Source organism: Streptomyces sp. GSL17-111 (assembly GCF_037911585.1).
GTDB lineage: Bacteria > Actinomycetota > Actinomycetes > Streptomycetales > Streptomycetaceae > Streptomyces.
On the sequence record NZ_JBAJNS010000003.1, the window covers coordinates 1 to 20,186 of the forward strand.

At 74.4% G+C, this 20,186-nt stretch carries 27 protein-coding genes and 1 pseudogene; 22 read left to right on the forward strand and 6 right to left on the reverse strand.

The window, feature by feature from the left end; translation table 11 throughout:
• The 4 genes from V6D49_RS25995 to V6D49_RS26010 form a co-directional block, all read left to right on the forward strand.
• On the forward strand, positions 1-1,957 hold a 1,957-nt coding region (locus V6D49_RS25995), incomplete at its 5' end, for a hypothetical protein (protein WP_340564442.1).
• 62 nt (positions 1,958-2,019) lie between these two features.
• Positions 2,020-2,169, forward strand: coding sequence for a hypothetical protein (locus V6D49_RS26000; RefSeq protein ID WP_340564445.1), 150 nt, complete (start codon positions 2,020-2,022; stop codon positions 2,167-2,169).
• Positions 2,170-2,256: 87 nt separating this feature from the next.
• On the forward strand, positions 2,257-2,814 hold the full coding sequence (locus V6D49_RS26005; protein WP_340564448.1) for a hypothetical protein: 558 nt from the start codon (positions 2,257-2,259) through the stop codon (positions 2,812-2,814).
• A 20-nt stretch (positions 2,815-2,834) separates the two neighbouring features.
• Positions 2,835-3,242 carry a RapZ C-terminal domain-containing protein gene (locus V6D49_RS26010; protein ID WP_445330668.1) on the forward strand — a complete coding sequence of 136 codons (408 nt, stop codon included), beginning with the start codon at positions 2,835-2,837 and terminating at the stop codon, positions 3,240-3,242.
• Positions 3,243-3,334: 92 nt separating this feature from the next.
• Here V6D49_RS26010 and V6D49_RS26015 read toward each other — a convergent pair whose 3' ends face one another.
• From V6D49_RS26015 to V6D49_RS26030, 4 genes are all read right to left on the reverse strand, one after another.
• Positions 3,335-3,745 (reverse strand): hypothetical protein, encoded by a 411-nt coding sequence (locus V6D49_RS26015; RefSeq protein WP_340564454.1) that lies wholly within the window; start codon positions 3,743-3,745, stop codon positions 3,335-3,337.
• Between the two features lie 263 nt (positions 3,746-4,008).
• Positions 4,009-4,392, reverse strand: a complete 384-nt coding sequence (locus tag V6D49_RS26020; RefSeq protein ID WP_340564457.1) for a winged helix-turn-helix domain-containing protein — start codon at positions 4,390-4,392, stop codon at positions 4,009-4,011.
• 98 nt (positions 4,393-4,490) lie between these two features.
• Positions 4,491-4,775, reverse strand: coding sequence for a hypothetical protein (locus V6D49_RS26025; protein ID WP_340564460.1), 285 nt, complete (start codon positions 4,773-4,775; stop codon positions 4,491-4,493).
• A 147-nt stretch (positions 4,776-4,922) separates the two neighbouring features.
• A complete protein-coding gene (locus V6D49_RS26030; RefSeq protein WP_340564463.1) occupies positions 4,923-5,123 on the reverse strand; it encodes a hypothetical protein in 201 nt (66 codons plus the stop codon).
• A 205-nt stretch (positions 5,124-5,328) separates the two neighbouring features.
• Between V6D49_RS26030 and V6D49_RS26035 the strand changes: the two genes are divergently transcribed.
• The 4 genes from V6D49_RS26035 (at position 5,329) to V6D49_RS26050 (ending at position 9,197) form a co-directional block, all read left to right on the forward strand.
• Complete coding sequence (locus V6D49_RS26035) at positions 5,329-6,438, forward strand: tyrosine-type recombinase/integrase (protein ID WP_340564466.1); 1,110 nt, start codon at positions 5,329-5,331, stop codon at positions 6,436-6,438.
• 44 nt (positions 6,439-6,482) lie between these two features.
• Positions 6,483-7,070, forward strand: a complete 588-nt coding sequence (locus tag V6D49_RS26040) for a hypothetical protein (RefSeq protein ID WP_340564467.1) — start codon at positions 6,483-6,485, stop codon at positions 7,068-7,070.
• Positions 7,071-7,308: 238 nt separating this feature from the next.
• Entirely contained in the window at positions 7,309-8,256 is a 948-nt protein-coding gene (locus V6D49_RS26045) for a ParA family protein (protein ID WP_340564470.1), read from the forward strand.
• Complete coding sequence (locus tag V6D49_RS26050) at positions 8,253-9,197, forward strand: hypothetical protein (RefSeq protein WP_340564472.1); 945 nt, start codon at positions 8,253-8,255, stop codon at positions 9,195-9,197. The genes V6D49_RS26045 and V6D49_RS26050 overlap by 4 nt, the downstream gene beginning before the upstream one ends.
• Positions 9,198-9,424: 227 nt before the next feature.
• Here V6D49_RS26050 and V6D49_RS26055 read toward each other — a convergent pair whose 3' ends face one another.
• Positions 9,425-11,029: a hypothetical protein gene (locus V6D49_RS26055; protein WP_340564474.1), complete on the reverse strand. Its 1,605-nt coding sequence runs from the start codon at positions 11,027-11,029 to the stop codon at positions 9,425-9,427.
• Between the two features lie 544 nt (positions 11,030-11,573).
• Positions 11,574-12,341, reverse strand: a complete 768-nt coding sequence (locus V6D49_RS26060) for a GntR family transcriptional regulator (RefSeq protein WP_340564476.1) — start codon at positions 12,339-12,341, stop codon at positions 11,574-11,576.
• A 347-nt stretch (positions 12,342-12,688) separates the two neighbouring features.
• Between V6D49_RS26060 and V6D49_RS26065 the strand changes: the two genes are divergently transcribed.
• The 14 genes and pseudogenes from V6D49_RS26065 to V6D49_RS26130 all read left to right on the forward strand — a co-directional run.
• Positions 12,689-13,159: a hypothetical protein gene (locus V6D49_RS26065; protein ID WP_340564479.1), complete on the forward strand. Its 471-nt coding sequence runs from the start codon at positions 12,689-12,691 to the stop codon at positions 13,157-13,159.
• Positions 13,156-13,344 carry a hypothetical protein gene (locus V6D49_RS26070; protein WP_340564480.1) on the forward strand — a complete coding sequence of 63 codons (189 nt, stop codon included), beginning with the start codon at positions 13,156-13,158 and terminating at the stop codon, positions 13,342-13,344. The genes V6D49_RS26065 and V6D49_RS26070 overlap by 4 nt, the downstream gene beginning before the upstream one ends.
• A 115-nt stretch (positions 13,345-13,459) precedes the next feature.
• Positions 13,460-13,636, forward strand: a complete 177-nt coding sequence (locus V6D49_RS26075) for a hypothetical protein (RefSeq protein WP_340564483.1) — start codon at positions 13,460-13,462, stop codon at positions 13,634-13,636.
• Positions 13,633-13,764, forward strand: coding sequence for a hypothetical protein (locus V6D49_RS26080; protein WP_340564486.1), 132 nt, complete (start codon positions 13,633-13,635; stop codon positions 13,762-13,764). The genes V6D49_RS26075 and V6D49_RS26080 overlap by 4 nt, the downstream gene beginning before the upstream one ends.
• Positions 13,761-14,012: a hypothetical protein gene (locus tag V6D49_RS26085; RefSeq protein ID WP_340564489.1), complete on the forward strand. Its 252-nt coding sequence runs from the start codon at positions 13,761-13,763 to the stop codon at positions 14,010-14,012. Before V6D49_RS26080 ends, V6D49_RS26085 begins: the two co-directional genes overlap by 4 nt.
• Before the next feature lie 73 nt (positions 14,013-14,085).
• Positions 14,086-14,625 (forward strand): hypothetical protein, encoded by a 540-nt coding sequence (locus tag V6D49_RS26090; RefSeq protein ID WP_340564492.1) that lies wholly within the window; start codon positions 14,086-14,088, stop codon positions 14,623-14,625.
• Positions 14,622-15,746, forward strand: a complete 1,125-nt coding sequence (locus V6D49_RS26095; protein WP_340564494.1) for a DUF2637 domain-containing protein — start codon at positions 14,622-14,624, stop codon at positions 15,744-15,746. Before V6D49_RS26090 ends, V6D49_RS26095 begins: the two co-directional genes overlap by 4 nt.
• Positions 15,746-15,976, forward strand: a complete 231-nt coding sequence (locus V6D49_RS26100; protein WP_340564496.1) for a hypothetical protein — start codon at positions 15,746-15,748, stop codon at positions 15,974-15,976. Before V6D49_RS26095 ends, V6D49_RS26100 begins: the two co-directional genes overlap by 1 nt.
• Position 15,977: 1 nt before the next feature.
• Entirely contained in the window at positions 15,978-16,103 is a 126-nt protein-coding gene (locus V6D49_RS26105) for a hypothetical protein (protein ID WP_340564499.1), read from the forward strand.
• A 203-nt stretch (positions 16,104-16,306) separates the two neighbouring features.
• Positions 16,307-16,828: a hypothetical protein gene (locus V6D49_RS26110; protein ID WP_340564502.1), complete on the forward strand. Its 522-nt coding sequence runs from the start codon at positions 16,307-16,309 to the stop codon at positions 16,826-16,828.
• Positions 16,828-17,064 (forward strand): hypothetical protein, encoded by a 237-nt coding sequence (locus V6D49_RS26115; protein WP_340564503.1) that lies wholly within the window; start codon positions 16,828-16,830, stop codon positions 17,062-17,064. The genes V6D49_RS26110 and V6D49_RS26115 overlap by 1 nt, the downstream gene beginning before the upstream one ends.
• A 145-nt stretch (positions 17,065-17,209) precedes the next feature.
• Complete coding sequence (locus V6D49_RS26120) at positions 17,210-19,309, forward strand: hypothetical protein (protein WP_340564505.1); 2,100 nt, start codon at positions 17,210-17,212, stop codon at positions 19,307-19,309.
• Position 19,310: 1 nt separating this feature from the next.
• Entirely contained in the window at positions 19,311-19,730 is a 420-nt protein-coding gene (locus V6D49_RS26125; RefSeq protein ID WP_340564508.1) for a conjugal transfer protein TraB, read from the forward strand.
• A gap of 100 nt (positions 19,731-19,830) precedes the next feature.
• Positions 19,831-20,186: pseudogene (locus V6D49_RS26130) on the forward strand (plasmid transfer protein TraX); the annotation flags it as partial.

Here is a 20,186-nt window from a genome sequence, read left to right on the forward strand (position 1 = left end):
CGCCGTCGCCGCTCCGGTCACCCGCTCCCTCGGCGTGGCCCGCGCGGCCCGGGAGCTGCCCGAGCTGGTCGCCGCACACGCCGAGGCGGCGCCCGAGGAGGAGCGTCCGGAGGGCTACGAGGCCGGTCTCCAGCTCATGTGGTCCGCCTCGGCCGCGACCGGCGACACGCGCCTGGTGGACGTCGCCCACCCCGACCCGGCGGCCCCGGACTTCACCGCCGTGGTCCTGGCCCCGGCCGGGCAGGCCGTCCCCCGGGGCCTGGACCCCCGCACCGTCGCGGCCGTCTTCGACGTCCCCGAGGAGGCCGTGACCCTCACCCCCGTCAAGGGCGCCGGGCCCGGCCGCCTGGCGCTGCGCGTCACCCCGGCCGCGACCGCCGAGGAGACCGGGACGGACGGAGACGACGAGGTGCGGGCCCTGTGGGAGACGCGGGTGTCCGGGCCGACCGGCGCGGCCCCGGGCATGCTGCTGGCGGACTACCGCCTCACCGGTGACCGCCTGGTGGTCCTCGTCCAGGCCGAGGAGGACCGCATGATCGAGCTGCCCCGCAAGCGGCTCGCCCGGGCGCTGCGCGTCGAGGACCCCGACCTGGTGATGGTGGAGACGGACGGCCTGGCCCACGGCGTCGTCACCGTCTACCGCGAGCACCCCCTCATCACCATCCGCGAGGCGACGGCCGCGGATCTGACGATGGGCACCGACGGCCGGATCACGGTCGGTCTGCGGCACGACGGCCGCCCCGCCCGGATGCCGCTGTACGACCCGGAGCTGGGCGCGCTGACCGACCTCCTGGTCGGCGCCCCCGGCTCGGGCAAGTCCGTGACCCTGCTGACGATCCTGGCGGCCGAGCGGCTGTCCGGCGTGGTGTCCGTCGTCGCGGACGCACAGGACGGCATGAGCCTCCCGGAGGCGGACGGACGCGTCGCCCACTTCGGCGCCGGACGGGCCGCGCTCGGCGCGACGCTGGCCGCGTTCTGCGCGGTCGCCGACTACCGCGAGCGGGTGTCCGCCTCGCGCGGCTGGGGCTCCTTCACCCTCGGCGACCCGTGGCCGCTGGCGATCCTCACCCTGGACGAGATCAACCGCGTGCTCGCCGCCGACGCGGACGTGCACGCGGACTTCCGCACCTGGTGCACCGGCATGGTCTCCCGCGTCCAGCTCACCGGCCGCAAGCTCGGCCTCGGCATCCGCTTCGCCGGGCAGTCCATCCACCTCGCCGACCTTGGCGACTCCGACAAGATCCGCTCCGGAGCCAGGCAGGGCACGGTGTGGCTGGGGCGGGTCAACGGCACCATGACGCGCCGTATGGCCACCGACATGACCAGCGGCGCCGTGGAGGTCACCCCGATCCCCCGCCACTTCGGCGCCGGGGGCGCCTCGGAGGTGGCCGCCGCCTGGACCGGCGAGGACGCCGCCCCCGGGCCGGTGACCGCCGGGTGCGCCTGGATGATCCAGGGCGGACACCCGTCCATGACCCGCGTCTTCCGCGCGGTGAAGGAGCGGCGCACCTACCCGGGCCTGATCGCCCTCATGGAAGCGGCGCCCGTGCCCGGCTTCACCGAGGAGGAGGCCGCCGTGTTCCGCCAGGAGTACGCGGAGGCCCTGCCGTACGCCGAGCTGCTCATGACCGTGGGCAAGAAGGGCGCGGCCCAAGGCGGCGGAGGCGGGGAGGAGGAGACCGAGGAGGTTCCGGCCGACCGTGAGCCCGCGCCCGCGCTCACCAAGTCGCCGGCCGCACCGGCCTCGGCCGCGCGCCCGCTGCGGGACCTGATCCTGACCGCCCTCGAGGACGGCCCCCGCCTCACCCGGGAGATCCGGCAGGCGGTCGGCGTCGGCACCGAGGGCGGCCCGTCCGCCGGGACCGTCGGAAACGCGCTGACGGCGCTCCGCGAGGAGGGCGCCATCGTCCCGGCCGGACACGGCCGCTGGGCGCTGCCCGGCCACCCCGTGGAGTGAACCGCCCCCGGGTGTCTCTCCCGGCCGCCATGCTGTGGCGGACGACCAGGAAGAGGCCACCCGTGGACTTCGAATACGACTGCTGGAGCTGCTGGGAGACCAACAGCGTCTGGGGCCGGCCGAAAGGGTTTTGGACCACGACGCACTACGAGCTACCCGGCACCTGGACGTGCTGGAACTGCGGCACCGTGAACAGCACCCCCGACGACTAGCCCGCCCGCCCACGACACCCCGACGAGGCCCGGACCACCCCTCATGGTCCGGGCCTCTCCCATGCCCTGACCACCAGGAGGACCACCGTGTACGAGCCGACCACCACCGACGCCGCCCCGGCCGTCCACCATCCGCAGCCCCTCCACGCCGCGCCCGTCGTCCACCAGGCGCACCCGCTGGCACCAGCCGCCGACCCGCGCCGGGCCCTGGTCCAGCTCGACACCGGCCAGTGGGTCACCGCCTACGTGCCCCCGGCCCCGCCCCTGGTCGTCCCGGACGCCCCCGAGGCGATGCCCCGCCGCCCCCTGTCCGCACTGGAGCGCGGCGCCATCGTCGTCGTCTCCTCCGTCTGCGCCCTGACCCTCTCCACCGGGGGAGCCCTCGCCATGGCCGGTCCGCACCTCGCCGCCGCCGCCGACTTCGCGTTCGGCACCGCCGCCGTCCTCGGGACCGCCGTCGCCGCGTTCCTCGGCCTGCGCCTGGTCGGCCGGTCCCGCACCGCCGAGACGGCCCGGAGCGCGCCCGCCGCCGCCCCGGCGCCCGTGACGGTCAACGTCACCGGGACCGGCGGACAGGGCGGCCGGTGGGGCTCCCGAGGAGGCACCGGCGTCCACATCGACCGCCTGACCATCAACAACCGCTGAACGACCACCAGGAGCAGCAGATGACCACCAGCCAGCAGACGCCCGCGCTCACCATCACTTCGTTCGGGTACGGCCACCAGGACCACGGGCACGCGCCGGATGCACACCTGACCCTGGATCTCCGCCCGCACTTCCGGGACCCTCACGTGAACCCGGCACTGCGGGAGATGACCGGCCGGGACCACGAGGTGATCACGGCCGTCCTCGGCACCCCCGGTATCCCGGAGCTGATCGCCGCGACCGTCCAGGCCGCCCGCGCGTTCCTCGCCGGGCCGAGCGCCGGGCCGCTGGCCATCGCGGTCGGCTGCGTCGGCGGACGCCACCGGTCGTACGTCGTCGCCTCCACTCTGGGGGCCGCGCTCGCCGACCTCGCCCCCGACGTCGTCCACCTCCACGTGGACCGCCCCGTCCTGCACCGCACCACCTGACCCTGGCACCACCCGAGGCCCCCGGCCCGTCCGCGAGGATGAGCCGGGGGCCTCTTGCGTTGTGCGGCAATGCAGGCGCCGGATGACCCGCCCTACCGGCCGAGACCGGTGTACGGCGGGTAGGCCAGTCGCACGGCCTGGTTGAGCACCTGGTTCAGCGCCTCGTCTTCCGAGCTCGGGGCGGCGGCCGACAAAGCGCGCTTCAGTGGGCCGATAGCCGCGAGGAACCCTGGCTCCCTCCTCTCCACGGTGCGGGCCAGGAGAAGGCACAGCTCCCGGTCCACCGCGGCCCTGGGGTCCTCACCGTCGCTCTCCCCTAGGACCGCGCGCACGGCGGTCACCAGACTGCCCTCCGCCCTCAGGCCGGGGCCTGCGTCGTCCACGGCCTCCGTCACGACGGAGGCGAGCAGCCCCGAAAGGGTCGTCCTCCGCTCCGCAGCCTGCTCCATCAGCCGGTCGCGGACGTACGGGGAAACTCGGGCGGTCACGGTCACCGTGGGCATAGGCCAGCCTTTCTGAAGGGCTACAGGAACGAGGCGGGATGTATACGGCGGCACCGGCCCTGACCAGTGCGGACACGTCCACGGACACGAGGGCGACCGCCGGGAAGTGCAAGGGGTCAGTAGCGGTCCGGGGGATCCGGTCCATGGCGGCGCGCAGCACTTCCAGCAGGGACACGGGGCACAGTGCGGTGAGTGCTTCGGCGTCCGGGTCGCGGGTGGAGGCCAGGAGCGCGGCGTACAGGCGGACGTCCTCGGCCAGGGAGTCAGGCATCGTCCAAGCCCTCCGCGTCGTCCAGGTCGTCGTACGGCGCATCGATGGCCTCCATGAGCGCGGCCATGCCGAGCGGCTCCAGGGCGTCCAGGTCGGGGAAGTCCTCTCCGTCACGGTGGATGGTCCGCGCCCTCCCCGTCCGGGAGCGGTCGCCGTCCAGCGTGGGCATCCAAGGGCGGCCACGGGGGCAGGCCCGGGTCCCTCGCTGCGGGGGCAGCGGGCCGAGGGGAAGGCCGTAGGACACGGGCAGGGTTCGGTCCATGAACCACCAGGCGCGGCGCCAGCACGTCGTAGGGCTCATGCCGAGCTGCGTGGCGGCCTCCCGGACGGTCATCCCCCGCCCGAAGATCAGCGTTGCCGCCTCCTGGCCCTCCATGGTCTTCCTCAGCGCGGGCACCCGCAGGTACGGGGTCGGGCCTCCTCGCCGGGGCCCGGGGCGCTGCGGTTGTTTCACCTCTTGCGACACCTGATGTTTCACCTCCTACGGGTGGCCGGGACCGGGGAGACCGGGGCCGGGGGCGGGGTGCTGTCACGGTCGTGTTCGGTGGCGGCGCGTTCCAGGTCTGCTACGGCCTGATCCTGGGCTTCCTGGGAGATCCAGGCGAACGCCTGGGGGGGTGCCGGCGCCTGGACGCCGGGCACGGCGTGGCGGTGGTCGTCCCATGCTGTGATGCCGTTGCGCACGGCGGCGCGCTGGACCCACCCCCAGCGGAAGGAGCCGCGCCACCGGGCGGCCGGGGTCGAGGAGCGGGGGGTCATCGGGCGTGGCCCTCCTGGTCGTGGTCGAAGTGGGCGAGGGCGGCCGTCCAGTCCGGCCCGGCCGTCGTGGTGCGCAGCCCCCGCCGGTCCCCGGCCCATAACCAGCGGGACAGCGAGCAGCAGGGGGCAGGTGGTCGGCCCGCCCGGTCAGGACACGGCGGCGGTCCGGCGCTCCGACTCGGAGCGGTGGATGCGCACTCGGTGGCCGGTCGGCCCGAGGCGCTGCACGCGCATGGACGGGTCCGCTGAGATCCAACGGGACACGGTCTTGGGGTGGACCTGGAGGAGCGCGGCGAACTGAGCGCGGGTCAGCCACTCCGGCAGCGCGGCAGGGTCGAGGGTGCTCATCGGGGGGTTCTCCCTTCGGGCCGTACAGGGACAGGCCGTGTCAGACGGGGGCGGGCGGGGACGATAGCCCATCTCCCGGACCCCGGTTCCGCGTTGTCCCCTCGGCCCGGACCGTTGTCCCCGTGTGGGTTCCCGTGTTCCCGCATGTCCCCGTCTGGCTCTTGATAATGTTCCTTCTCAAGAGTCAGAGTTGAGGGAGGATCACATGGGCGAACCCGCCCGTCAGTTGGCCGTCCCGCTGGACGAGGTCCTGGACGCGGAGCTGGTCGAGGACGACGGACCGGCCGGGACTGAGCTGGTGCGCACCGGCAGGGACCGGCACCTATCCCCCGGGACGGTGGCCGCTATCGCCGCCTCGGTGCCGGACTCGACCCGCCGGGCGTACGGCGCGGACCGCGAGGCGTTCACCGCCTGGTGCGCCGAGGAGGACCGCACGCCGCTCCCGGCGACGGCCGAGACCATGGCCGAGTACGTGGAGCACCTGACCGTCACGCCCCGTCCGCGCACCGGGAGGCCGGCCGCCCCGTCCACGATCGAGCGCGCCATGTCGGCCGTGACCACGTGGCACGAGGACGAGGGCAAGCCGCGGCCGTCCATGCGCGGGGCCCGCGCGGTGCTCAACGCCTACAAGGACCGCCTCGCCCGCAGCAGCGACCCGGCCGCGACCGCCCGCCAGGCGACCCCGGCGCAGCCGCAGCAGCTCCGCGCGATGCTCGCCGGGGTGGACCGGGCCAGCATCGCCGGGAAGCGGAACGCCGCCCTGGTCCTGGTCGGCTTCGCCACGGCCGCCCGCGTCTCCGAGCTGGTGGCCGCGAACCGCCTGGACATGGTCGAGGCAGAGCACGGCTGGGACGTCCACCTGTACCGGGGGAAGGTCCGCAAGCACACCACCACAGCGCTCCTGTACGGCACCGACCCGGCCACCTGCCCCGTGCGGGCCCTGCGCGCGTACCTGGAGGCCCTGACGGCCGCCGGACGCACCGAGGGGCCGGTGTTCCTACGTGTGGACCGGTGGGACCGCCTCGCCCCGCCCCTGACCCGGCACGGACGGCCGATAGGAGACCCCGCCGGGCGGCTCACCGCCGAGGCCGCCGCCGACGTCGTGGAGCGCCTGGCCGTCGCCGCCGGACTCGCGGGCGCCTGGTCCGGCCACTCCCTGCGCCGAGGGTTCGCCACCGCCGCCCGCGCGGCCGGGCACGACCCGCTGGAGATCGGCCGTCAGGGCGGGTGGGCCGACGGCTCCCGCGTCCTGGCCCGCTACATGGCCGACGTGGACCGCGTGAAGAACAGTCCGCTGGTCGGGATCGGCCTGTGACCCGTCGCCCGACCACACCACCACATCACCAGGAGGAGACCGAGATGACGACCGATGAGACCGAGCTGCGCCGCCTGCAGGCCGAGCTCGCCGAGGAGCGGGCCCTCGCCGCTGACGCGACGGAGTACCGGGTCCTGCTGCCGGAAGGCGGAGGGCAGGAGCTGCGAGTCAGTCGGCAGACGGCCGCGTTCGGGACCGGGTGGGCGGTCTGTGCGCCTCGCCGTGGTGGCGGGGTGGCCTGGACACGCGAGGGGTGGCAGGAGTCCATCAGCGCCCTCAGCGTGGACCGGCTGTTCTGCTGGCCGGACGCCCGTACCGCCATCGAGGAGGCGCGCCGCGAACTCGCCCCGGACGGGAGCGCTCCCTCGGCGTCGGGCGACGTCGCCCCGGTGACGGCACCCGGCACGCCGACGTTCTTCGAGGCGGAGGTGGTCTACGACTCCCAGGACGGCTACACGGCCCCCGAGGATTCGTTGCGCTTCGACTGCAAGCACGTCACCCGGACGCCCGAGGGCCAGTTGATCGCGTTCGGGTTCGTCCGCGTCGGTGCCAAGGACAGGTGGACGCCCACCGGGTTCGGGACGGACGACTGGACGGGCAAGCCGTGGCGAGCGGTAGCGCGTAGCAGGTAGCCGCCTGACTGGCACGGGCGTAACTGCGGCCCGTCCCCCTGACCCACCCGGCGGAGGAGTGGGAGGGGGACGGGCCGCAGTGCTGTGCACGGCACCGGGTCGAGCTTGCGGAGCACGGTGGGCCGGTGCCGACGAGGCGGGAGGCTACCGCCCCGGGGTGCGGCCACCTCGAGGACGCCATGCGGCGTGAGCGGACCGTGTGGGTCTGTTCCGGGCGGTCGGCGGATACCGTCCCGGCATGACTACATCACCAGTGCCGGGCCCCGCAGGGGCGCGTATCGCGCTGCCGCCGCTCGCTGTCGCGGAGCGCCTGGAGGTTGTTCCCCGGTGGGATGAGGAGGTGGCGTACCAGTCGTGGCGGCCGCAGATCCTCGCGCCCTCGACGTGGCGACCGGCTGCTCCGCCCCGGGTGTTCGCTGTGGTCAACCAGAAGGGCGGGGCCGGGAAGACGACGTCCACGGTGGAGCTCGGCGCGGCCCTGGCGGCGGCCGGGCTGCGGGTGCGCCTGGTGGACGCGGACCCGCAGGAGGCGGCCCTGACGGCGTGGCTGCGCCCGCAGTACCCGGGGGAGGGTGAGCGGTGGTCGCTGCGGTCGGTGTTCTTCGACGAGTGCACCTTGGCGCAGGCCACCTACCCGACCCGCTTTGAGGGGCTGGACCTGGTGCCGTCCGGGCTGGACCTGGCGCGGGTGGAGTACGAGCGGCCGATCGGTGCGGAGCAGGCGTTGGCGGCCGCGCTCGCCCAGGAGGTCGAGGAGCCGGACGGGCCGGGGTGGGACGTGACGATCGTGGATTCGGCGCCGTCGCTGTCGCTGGTGACCGTCGCGGCGCTGACCGGGGCGGATGAGGTGATCGTGCCGCTGAAGGTCGGGGGGCTGGACATGAAGGGCATGGCGTCGCTGCACCGCACGATCCGGCACGTGCAGCGCAAGACGAACCCGAAACTGCGGGTGGGGGCGGTGCTCCTGACCGCGTGGGACAAGTCCGGGTTCGCCCGGCAGCTCGCGGCGAAGGTGGCCGAGGACTATCCGGAGGCGGCGGTGATCCCGGTGCGGCGCAGTGTCCGCGCGGCGGAGGCGCCGATCGCTGAGCAGCCGATCCGGCTGTATGCGCCGGAGTCCACGGCCGCGGCTGACTACGACCAGGCGGCCGGGCTCCTCGTAGCCGTGGGGGGTGAGGCGCGGTGAGCCGCCCGGCGCTGAACTTGACGTCCACGGTGTCCGAGGACGAGGACGAGGACGTGGAGCTGTTCGGGGGGCCGGCGCCCGAGCTGACCGGCGACGGGCAGGGCAGTGCGGTGATGTCGGCGCTCACCGGGGCGGACGTGACCCGGGCTGTGACGGTCGATGATCTGCCGACGCCGCATGACGCTCCGGAGGACGCCGCAGAGCTGAGCGAGGAGGACCGGCGACGGCTGTCCGTGTGTGAGGAGGCGTTGCGCGGGTTCCGGAAGTCCGCCGTCGTCGCGGGCAAGGCGCTGGAGGTCATCAACCGGGGGCGCCTGTACCGGGACACGCACGCGACGTTCGCCGACTACGTGAGCGAGGTGTGGGGGATTCAGCGTGCGCACGCCTACCGGATGATGGATGCGTGGCCGGTGGCGGCTCTGTCTCCAAAAGGAGACATCAACGAGGCGCAGGCCCGCGCCATGATCCCGGTGTACCGGCTGCATGGCCCTGAGGCGACGGCCGCGCTGTACGCGGAGGTGCGTGAGCTGAGCGGCGGCCGGGTCACGGCGGCCACGCTGCGGGAGGCGCGGGAGGTGCTGCCGCACCGGGTGGCGGAGCCGGGGCAGGTGCGTGACGTGCTGCGCGTCGCGGTCGCTGAGGGCCGGGTGCCGCGACTCTCGGCGCCCCGGCCCTCGCCGGATCGTGACGCGGAGCCGGACCCGGGCGGCGCCGGCAGTGGGGGCCCGGATGAGGTGAGGCAGGGTGCGGAGGACATGGCCACCCTGGAAGCCGCGGTGGCTCAGCAACGGCAGATCACGGAGCGGGTGACCCGGCAGGTGGTGGAGTCGGCGCAGTTCTACGACCCGGGGCGGGCTGAGCGGCTACGGCACGAGCTGCGGCAGCTGGCCGGGCGGGTGATGGTGCAGACCCGCGACGAGGACCCCAACGAACACCCCTGAGCGTGTGAGGCCCGGTGCCTGATGGTGCCGGGCCTCACACGTGCCGTTGCTCCTGGCGGCGGTTCCTCGGAGCTAAGCGGCGTTTTTCCGCCGGTTACGGGCCGCGCCTCGCAGGGGCTCTGTGTGGCCGTGTGCGGGACTCTGGGGACTCCGGTGGGTCAACGGTCGCCGGGGTGGTGGGTCCGCCCGCTGAGGGCACAGGGCGCCGTTCTGCGGGGTGGTTCCTCTCAGGGTGTTCCCGCGTCTTGGAGGGCCAGGCGGATGTCGTCCTGGCAGTCCGAGCAGAGCGGGACGTCCGGGGTGTCGCCACGGCCTACGCGTCCGCATCCGGCGCCCTGGCACCTCCAGGTCGCTGCCTGGCGGGGGACGCCGTACCGGACGTCTTCCTGCCCCTGCTCCTGGTCGTCGTGGTGGTGGTGGGCGTAGTGCCCGGCGGGGACGCCGTCCCGGGCCTCGCGCTCCCGGCGGCGGGCTGCGAGTTCGGCGGTCTCCCGTTCCCACCGCTCCCGGAGGCGCTCGGCTTCCTCCCGGGCGGAGCGGCGGTCAGCGGCCCGCTTCTGGCAGAGGACGCAGTCACCACGGCCGTCGGGGAGCTGCCCGTCATCGCATGCCGGGTCGGGGCAGTCCTGCATGAGGATCGCGGCCGCGAGCCAGCTCGACGGGTTCTTGATGCGGTCGCAGCCCTCCGGGTCCTCCTCGCTGCGCCGGGGTGCGTCGCAGCCGGAGGCGGTGCACCGGTCGCAGCCCCGGTAGTCGGCGGCCGCGCGCGCCTCGGCGTCCTCGCCGTGCCAGCGGCGGTTGAGGCGGGCGATGACCTGGCCGGGTGTGCGGGCGGGTACGCCCTGGCTCGGGTTGCCGCGCAGCAGGTCGTTGATGGCGCGTGTGAGGCCGGGGTAGAGGGCGGTGCCGGGTCGGGCGACGGCGGCCGGGACGGCTGCGCGGACGTCGTCGTAGCCGGGCTCGGCCTTCCGGGGCCTGGTCTTCACCGTGGACGGCCGCGTGCCGGTCGTGCCGGTCTTGCTCCTGGTGGTCTTCGGGGGGGAGGTCTTCCTCGACGCGGCGGAGCCGCCCCGGTCTCCGGTTTCACCCGCCGCGCCCTCACGCGCACCCGCACGTGCGTAACCACCCGCACCTTGGCCTACGGCGTCAGCCACGGAGTTGTCTGAACGGGAGGTCTGAACGGGAGGACTAAACGGGAGGTCGCGTTTCCCCTGTTCACGTGAGGAGTCCGGGTCAGAAATCTGACCCCGTGGGTCAGAAATCTGACCCCGTGGGTCAGAAATCTGACCCGCACTGGTGTCGTCCTGGCCGCCTGCGGTGTCCTCGGCGGTGCTCTTCGCTGCCTCCCGGGCGGCCTCCCGGTCGATGGCGGCCTGTGCCATCGCCTCGGCGGCCGGGCGGACTGCGTCAAGCGCGTCGAAGCTGTTCTTGTGCCCGTCGTAGCCGGGGCGCGGCTTGTCGTTGATCCGGATACGGAGCGCGTTCGCGGACGCCTTCGCCCGGGACGAGGTCTTGAGGGGCCGGCCTTCCGGGGTGGAGACGAGACCGACGGCGGAGAGCATCCGCAGGAGGTTCCGAATGCGGCTGTAGCTCGACGGCTTCACCTCCTCGCCGGGCTCTACCGGTTTCGCGGGCAGCAGGTGGCACAGCTCGCCGAGGGTCAGCTTCCGGACCGGGCCGCGCTTGTCGAGGACGAGAGACCGCATGATCCAGTAGAGGCGGACCGCCGAGTCACTGAGGTACGGGCAGATCGGCACCCAGTCGTGAAGCTGCGAGGTGTAGAACCCGCCGCGGTTCGGGGGGAGCAGTTCGAGGTTCTGTTCCTCGCTCATCGGGCACCTCCGGCGAGGACGTCACCGGCAGTGGCGGCAGGACGGAAGGGGGGCGGGTACGACATGCTGTCTCCCATGGGGATGCCGCTCGGCCCGGTCTCCAGGCCCCCGGAGGAGGGTCGAGCGGTGTTCGTACCGGCGGCCCACAACCAGCCCGGTGCAGCGACGCGGCTCGTGTTCCGCGTCACGGTGTTCGGTACAGCGGCGAAGTGACCGGCCTGGTCACGGCGCATAAAGGGCTCCATTCCTCACCCGAGTGCGCCGCCGCTGCTCCCTCTGACCCCACGAGGTGCCTCGCTCCCAGGGAGCGGACCCCGTATGATCTGAACGAGCAACGGCCCCGCACCTGCGGGTTCCTAGAAGCCCGGCCCCCTCGCTTCCGCCAAGAAACAGAGGGGGGTCGGGCTTTCTGCTGTGTCTACTTCGGATCACCATAACGGCCAGTCACCAACAGGTGGCTGGCCGTTCGTCGTCCTGGCCTGTCACGCCCCCTCCCTGAAGCCGGGAGGAAGATGCGGCCTGCCGTTCGTCACGGTGAGGCGAGTCAGGCGGAGAACGGGATTTCCACTCCGGGGGCGTAGACGTCCTCCCAGTGCTCGATGGGGCCCGTCTCGTCGTGGAAGGTCACGTGGGTCACGAGTACAGACACGGACACGTGCGGCGGGGCGTCGATCTCCAGGGCGTCCAGCTCATCCTGCGAAGCCTGGCGCGCCATCGCGGTTCGCTCGCCCCTCGTGATGGCCCGACCGGTCCGCTCCTCGTACAGCTTCTGCCAGAAGCGGGGCAGGTGCCGTTCCTCGGCGACTTCCGGGACGTCGACGGTGGCGCGTGCGTGGATGACCGACAGGCCGACCGTGGTCGGCTTCCCGTCCTGGCGGAACGTGCGGATGCGGAGGATGACCTCTTCGCCCGGCTCGAGGTCGAGCTCCCGGCAGACTCGCGGGTCTACGCATGACCGACGCATCACTCGGCGCCCGGTCACTTCCTCCCCCTCCGCAAACTTCCGCCCGGTGCGGTTGAGCCGATCGAGCCGGTCCGTGCCGCTGATGACGTGCGGGGCCTCGGCGACCACCGTCCCGGCACCCGCCCTGGTGACGATCAAGCCCTCCGACTTCAGCACGGCGAACGCGCGTGCAGCCGTGTTGCGTGCCACCCCGCACTTCTCTGCCACGGCGGTGACCGTCGGCAGCGCATCACCAGGGCGCAGGGTGCCGTCCCGGATCTGCCGTCGGTACGCCCCAGCCACGTCGGCGTATCCCATTTTGCGAGCTTCCGTCATGTCCTTCTCCTCGGTCCGCGCCGGTTCCGGCATGGGTAGAACGTACCACCCCGATACGGTAGAACGTACCTCTCAAGACGTGGTACGTTCTACCTGCGTCACACGGTGCACCCCACCAGTGACGAAGGGTCCCGGGGCAGATCGGGGCGAGGTTCGTCGGCACGCGCCTACGGGTGCGCCTTGGCAACGCCGGACGGTGGGTCACCAGACCTACAAACGGCAGCACGCTGCCGGAACTGGTGACGGAGCCCCGACAGGGAGACCACGTTTTCGCTGGTCAGGCCGGTTCGATTCCGGTCCGGGGCACTCGGCGCACCGGGGAGCTACAGACCCCCGGTGCGCCGCGCACCACCGCTCCACCCGTTCACCAGGAGGAACCCATGCTCGACCGCATCGCTCGCCGTGCCGCGCGTGCCGCCCGCGTCCTCACCGACGCCGTGCGCTGCGTGGCCGCGCCGTCCGCTCTGGTCCGCGACCAGGCGCCGGCCTCCGTGCCGGACCCGGCCGACGTCCTGTCCCCGCAGGAGGCCGCCGAGCTGGCCGAGGAGATCGAGGCGGCCGCGACCGCCTACGCGGAGGCCACCGACCTGGCCCGCGCCGGGGACCGGGGCAAGCGCCGGGCGCGCAAGCTGCTGGACCGGGCGCCGAGCGGCCGGTACGGGGCGGCCCTGGTCGAGCGGGTCCGGTCCTCCCGGCAGACCCCGGACCTGGACGCCATCCGTGCCACCTACGCCCGCCTCGGCCTCGGAGAGGTGCCCATGCGCCCCTGCGCCGCCTCCCTGCGCGTCACGCTCGCCGAGGCGCCCGCCGACACCACCCCGGCCCCCGTGCCGGTCCTGGCCGCCGCGTGACGGCCCCCGACGACCAGGGCCAGGAGCCCGCCGCCGGTCCCCCGCCGTTGCTGACCATCCGCGTCAGCCACGACAGCGGCCGGACCTACGGCCCCACGCTCGCCGTCCACCACGGCGACGACCTTCCGCCGCTGGACACCTTCCAGTGGCCCCCCTGCGCGTGCCCGAGGCACCGCACCCACTGACCCCCGGCACATCCCGTGCCGGGACAGCACGACGGCCCCCGGAGGCGCTACAGACGCCTTCATCCCGGGGGCCGTCGCTGCGCCCACCATTCCTTGACCAGGAGGAGCAAGGCGCATGACGCACCCTAACTTGATCACCGCCGCTGATGACGCGTGCCCCCTGTGCGGCTACTGGCGCTGCCGCTGCGCCGAGCAGCTGCACGCCGCGTACCTGCACGCCATCCCCGCCGACTCCGACCCGGACATGGACGAGGCCCTGCGCCGCGTCCGCCAGGGGGGCGGTTCCCGGTGAGCCAGGACCAGGCCGAGGCCGCCCGCCAGCAGCAGGCCGCCGAGATGGAGGCCGCCCGCCAGCGTGCCGCCGCCGACCTCGCCGCCTCCCAGGAAGCCGCCCGCCGCCTCGCGGAGCTCGCGCGGTGAGCGCCGCGACCGTACGGGGCACCGGCACCTGTCCGGCCCTCACCCCCGACCGGCCCCGCCCCGACGTCGGCCACGCGGCCCTGTTCCTCGACCCCGACCACCCCACCGCCCCGGTGGTGGCGTTCTGGTGCGACGGGTTCGCCGTGGACCTGGACCTCCACGGCCTGGACGCCGTCCTGCCGCGTCTGGACGCCCTGACGGCCCGCCTGCGCCGCCTGCGGGCCGTCCTCGCCGCTACCCAGAACTGACCGCTCCCGCCGGGGCCGGGCCCACGCTCACCGAGCAGGGCCCGGCCCCGGCCGCCATGAGGAGACCCACCCGATGTTCCGCATCATCCGCACGACGACCCTGGCCGCGCTGCACGCCGACCGCGACGAGGCCGACCACGCCGCGCAGATCTACAGCGACGAGTCCGAGAAGTGGCACCAGGCGTACGTCGAGGAGGCCGACCGCGCCGACGTCGCGGAGGCCGCCGCCGAGGCCCTGCGCGGCGACCTGGAGACGCAGTTCAGCGGCCTCCAGGCCGTCATCAAGCAGACCAGCAAGGAGCGCGACGCCGCCCGAGAGGAGGTGGACGCCGCCCGCGCTCAGATCCTCCTGGACGCCGAGGACCGCGTGGCCTTGCGGGCGTTGCTGCGCACCGCGCGGCGCCAGGCCGCCCGAGCGGCCCGCGTCTACGTCCTGTTCCGGCACGGGGTGCTGCACAGCGTCCACGCCAGCATGGAGGCGGCGGAGGCCGCCGCCGAGGCCGAGGGCGCCCCCCGCGAGGGGTGGACCTCCCACACCCCCGGCGCCGCGCTCCCGGCCGCCAGCGAGGTCACCTGGCGGGTCCAGGCCCTCCCCCTAGGAGGCGTCCTGTGAAGACGCTGGCAACCCTGACCCCGGGACAGCTCAAGTCCATTGAGCGGACCCTGTCCGGCGGCACCTGGACGATCACCTTCGGCGCCGTCCTGTTCTCCGTCCTGACGGTCACCCCACTCGTGCAGCGGGTCACCCCGGACGAGTGGGACTGGACCGCGCCGATCCTGCCGGTCGTCGTGGACGCCGCCGTGGTCATCGTGATCCGCCTGGACGCCACGGTCTCCCGCCTCGGCGAGCACGGCGGCAGGTGGCCGGCCATCCTGCGATGGCTCACCGGCTGCATGACCCTCGCCCTGAACGTGGGCGACAGCGCACTCAAGGGCGACGCCGTGGGAGTGGCCGTTCACGCGGTCGCCCCGCTGCTCCTGATCGTGACCGCAGAGGCCGCCCTCGCGTACCGCCGGGCGATCACCCGGGCACTGGACCGCATCGCCCGCGAACAGCGTGAGGAGGCCGAACGCGAACGCCGCGAACACCGGGAGCGGGAAGACCGCGAACGCGCCGAACGGGAGGCCCGCGAACACCGCGAACGCGAGGAACGCGAACGGGCCGAGGCCATCCGCGAACGCCGAGAGCGGGAGGAGCGCGAACACCACGAACGGGCTGAGCGCGAACGGCGGGAGGCCGCCCGCGAACAGCGCGAGTGGGAGGCGCAGCAGGAACGCGAACGGGCTGAGCGCGAACGCGCTGAGCGCCGCGAGCGGGAGGACCGAGAGCGCCGTGACCGGCAGGAACGCGAGGAGCGTGAGCGGGCCGAGAAGGAGCGCCAGGAGCAGGAGGCCCGCGAGCAGGAGGAGCGGGAGCGCCAGGAGCGCGAACGCCAGCGGCAGGAGCGCAAGGCCCGCCGCGAACACTCCGCAGGTGTTCGCGCACAGCCCTCCCAGCCGTCCGCGAACACCTCGGCGACCGCCGCCGCGAACACCGCGAGCGACAAGCTCCCGGAGGTCGAGGCGCGCGCCGCGATCGTCTCCGGTGTCGCTGAGGGCGCGGGTGTTCGCGAACTCGCGCGGCGGACCGGCTGGTCCCTCGCGTGGGTCTCCGAACGCACCCGGGAGGCGCGCCACGAACACCCCGCCGGGGAGGCGTCGGCCACCGAGCTGACCGGAGCGGGGGCGCGCTGATGGCACGCACGAACACCCGCCGCCGCGCCCGCCGCGCCGTCCCTGCCGGACCGGTGCCGGGGCAGCTCGGCCTGTTCGGCTCCCCGGAGCCATGGCAGCCCACCGGCTGCGCCTGCTGGCCACCCGTACCGCGCGGCTGCCACCACTGCACCACCTGTGACACCTGCCAGGACTGCGGCCGATGCGCCGGTCGTGGCTGCACCTGCCACTGCGAAGACGAGGAGAACTGACATGGACGACCACGCGTGCTACCTGTGCGGCGCCCCCGGCGGAGCCCCGTACTGCAACGAAGCCTGCCGGGCCGCTGACCTCGCCGACCACGAGTGCTCGTGGCCCGAGCCCTGCACCGGCTGCTGACCAGCACCAACACCCGCCAGGAGGCGGCCCGGCCACCCCGGTCGGCGCCGCCTCCTGACGGGTCCTGGTCACGGACATGCGAACGCGGCACCTTCCTGGCGCTGCCTCTGCCGCCCCCGACCCGACCGGGCCGGGGGCGGTTGCGGGACCACCAGGACCGCCCGACCACCCACCCACACCCGCCCCCGACCAGGAGGAGCACCGTGCCGAACTCCCCCGACATCAACCGCCCCGAGCAGTACGAACGCCTCCTCGCCCTGTCCGCGATGACGACGTGGACGGCCGCACGGCAGCAGGAGCACGCGGCCGACGCCGACGCCTACGCCGCCGCGCTCGCCGCCCTCCAGTCCGGCCTGCGCTCCCAGCACGTCGAGGGTGACGGCCGCTGGTCGGCCACCCGCCGGGCCCGGAAGGTCGAGAAGCACCTGCGCAAGGCGGTCAAGGCGTCCCGGACGCAGGAACGCGCCATGGAGGCCCTGCGCACCACCTACGCCGACCACGTCCGCTACGTGGCCGCCCTCCCCGGACAGCGCGAGGAGCGGCGCCGGGCGAAGGAGGCGAAGAAGGCCGGCCCCCGCCAGTCCGTCGCCACCGCCGCCGCGAAGTCGCTGCACAAGACCGCCGCGGCTTCCGTCGCCCCGGCCACCGAGACCCCCGCCGCCGACGCCCCGGCCGTGCCCGCCCCGGCGCGCGGCATCAACGAGCTCTGGAAGCGAGGAGCCTGATGGACCAGCCGATGCCCCAGCCGATGACCAGGGAGCAGCGCCGGGCCTACAACCGGCAGCGGCACGCCCTGACCCGGCAGCAGGCGCAGGCCGCGCGAGGCCCGCGCGGGCTCGCCGAACTGTGGTGGGACGAGGCCCGCCGGATCGCCCGTGAGCACGCCGCGAACGGCGACGAGACGGCGTGGAACGACCTGTCCACGACGCTCAAGCACTTCAGCGACCGCTACGGACGGTAGCGGTCGCGGCCGTCATCATCCTCATCCTCACCCCGCAGACCGTGACTGCCTCGCCCCCAACACGAGCGGCACGAGCGCAGGAGCGCACGAGCGCCCGCGCGCGTACGCGAGGCGGTCACGGTCTGTCAACTCCCGTGGAGGCACCGTGGACGACACGAACGTGATCAACTTCCGGCCCCGGGCGGCAGACCCGCCGGGCCCGCCGCCGCTGCCGGAGGTCGGCCCCCCACCGCTCCCCGGCATCCCGGCCGCACCCCCGCCGCCCCCCTCGGCCCCGCCCCCGGACCCCGCCCCGGACAGCGGGGCCGAGCCCGTTCCCGGCCGGGCCCGCCGCTCGGCCGCCGACGACCTGACGGACGCGACCGCCCCCGCGCCGCCCGGTCCCCCGCCGCTGCCCGACCTCCCGCCCGGCGAGGTGCCGGCGACGTTCCGGTCCGAGGGTCTGGCCGACACCGACCAGCAGCAGGGGCCGCGCCTCGGCGCGCTGTCGCTGTCCGCCGTCCTGGCCGTCGCCCTGGCCGCGCTGCGCGGCACTGTGACCCTGGTGGGGGACTGGAGGCAGCGCCGCCAGGAGCGCGCCGCCGAAGAGGCGGTGTGGCGCGAGGCGCAGGTGAAGCGGAAGGCCGCCGAGGAGGACGCCCGCGCGCGCCTGGCGAAGGTCCCCACGTCCGCCGAGTTCGGCCGCAAGGCGCTCCAGGACGGCCGCAAGGGCGCGGGAGGGTCCGCCGGTTCGGCCAAGCCCGGCAAGGGCGGCAGCGGCGCGCACACGGCCGCCTCGGGGGCCTCGGGGGCCTCGGGGAAGAAGCCGACCGGCACCGGCAGCGGCGGGGCAGGGAAGCCGCGGCCGGGTGACCCGGCCAAGCCCAAGCCCGCCCCGGTGAAGCCGACCAGCGGCAAGGACGGCGGGAAGCCCGGCGGCGGACCGGGGGCCAAGCCACCCCGGAAGGACGCACCCGGCGGCGGCAAGCCGACCAGCGGGAGCGGCACGGACGGCAGGAAGCCCAAGGGGGGCACGGACAAGCCCTTGAAGCCTTCTGCGGGCGTTCTGGCCCCCGGCAGGGGCAAAGGGCACGGCGGCCCCTCGAAGGGGGCCCTGGAGCGCGTCAGGGACCGCAAGACGACCCCCGGCAAGGCGCCCGACCGGCCCGGACGGAAGAACCCCGGCGACAAGCACGGCGGCGGAGCGGGCCACAAGACGGGCCCGGAGAGCAAGCCGACCACCGGCGCCGACCGAAAGGCCAGCGGCCCCCACAAGCCCGGCAGTCGAGGACCGGCAGGAGGACCGAAGCCCGTGAGGAAGGTTCCCGGCGTCAAGCACGGCACCGCCGACGCGCACGACGTCCACGAGTGCCGGTGCCGCAAGTGCCGCCGGGCCGACGCCAAGCGGCGCGGACACGGCAGCGGCAAAGCGAGTGGCCCCGGCCCCTCCGCCCCGGGCGGCTCGACGACGCCGGGCAAGGCCGGCCGCTTCCGGGACCGCGCCCGCCGCACGTGGAGGCGGCGCACCGGTCACGCGGACACGAGCAGCACGCCCCCGCCCCGGGGCGGCCCGTGGGCACCGCACCCGCCGCCGCGCGGGACCAGGCGCAGCGCGGATGAGGACCTGCACGCCGCCACCTCCTGGACGGAGACCGTCATCACCGTGGAGCGGGCCGACCGACCCGGCCCCGCCGACCGCCACCAGGAGCGGCCCGACCCGGCACCGCACGCGGCTGTCACCACCGGAGTGCGGGGCTTGCCCCGCGCACCGCAACACCCCGCCGGGCCCCGCCCCGGCACCACCCGCACGACGAAGGAGAGCCCGCCTGTGAGTGCCCCCGCTCGCATCCCCCGCCCGGCCGCACCGGCCGGGGTGGCCGCCCAGCACATGACGGAGGTGACCCTGGACGACGTCCTGGACCACCTCGCCGCGTCCAAGACGCACACCTTCGCCACGTACGACGAGTGCGCGGCTCTCGCGGACAAGGCCCGCGCGCTGCGCCGCTCCCTGGAGGCCCTGGCCGAGGAGCTGCGCGAGCACCACAACGTGATCGGCCGCATGACCAGCGGCGCCATGGACCACCTCGCTGAGTCCATGGACGTCGTCGCCCGCACGGCGGAGGAGATGCGGTCCGAATCCCTCGCCGCCGCCGAAGCAGTCGAGGTCGCGCACGACGAGATGCACAACGCCTACCGGCCCGTGCAGCAGGCCGCCGCCGACGCCGGGCTGCACACGCCGTCCGCCCGCATCCACAACGAGGACTGACATGGGCTCAGAGATCGAGCACTACAACGCACACCAGCCCGAGCACACCGGGCGGGCCTCCTTCCTCGCCCTGGCCTTCCGCATGGCGACCCTGACCGGGGCGGCCCTGGAGCTGAAAGAGGGGCTCAACGCCCTGCAGCGCCGGATGGGCGCGGACGCCGACGAGGCCGACCGGATCGCCGAGCAGGCCGGGGCCGCCGAGGTCGAGGAGCGGTTCACCGCCCTCATCCACGAGGCGGCCCTCTCCCTGCGCGCGGTGGCTGAGGCGTCCGGCGAGCTGGCCGGGGCCGCTGACGCCATGGAGGCCCACGCCCGCGAGACGTCGCAGGCCCACCAGAGCGAGTACCGGGGCATCTACGAGGCCGTCAACGCCCGCCCGGACGTCCGGCAGGCCAAGCCCGGTTTCTACAGGACCCGCTGACCCTGCCCCACCCCCTGTGAGGGGCCCCGGGCGCCGCCACGGCCCCGGGGCCCCTCACGCACACCCCACCACCACCGATCTGACCAGGAGGACCCCTGCCATGACCGCCGAGACCGTCCAGACCGCACCGCCTGGCCCCGCGCCGCGACGCCTGGCCCCGGCCGCAGCCCGGCGCCTGGCGGCCGCTGAGCGGGTCCTGTACGGCGCCGGGGGCGTGCTCGCCGCCGTGGGCCCGCACGCCGGGCCGTGGCCGCTGCACGTCGGCGCGGTCGCGGCCGGGGCCGGCGCCCTGGCCCACCTGTGGCGCCGCACCCGCGCCGGGGGCAGCGGCCTCCTGGTTGCCTGCCACCGGGCGCTGCCCGTCCTCGGCCTGTCCGGCTGCTACACCGCCGCCCTGGCCGTCCCCGGCACCGCCTGGTGGGAGGTGGCCGCCCCCGTCGCGGTCGCCGGCCTTTC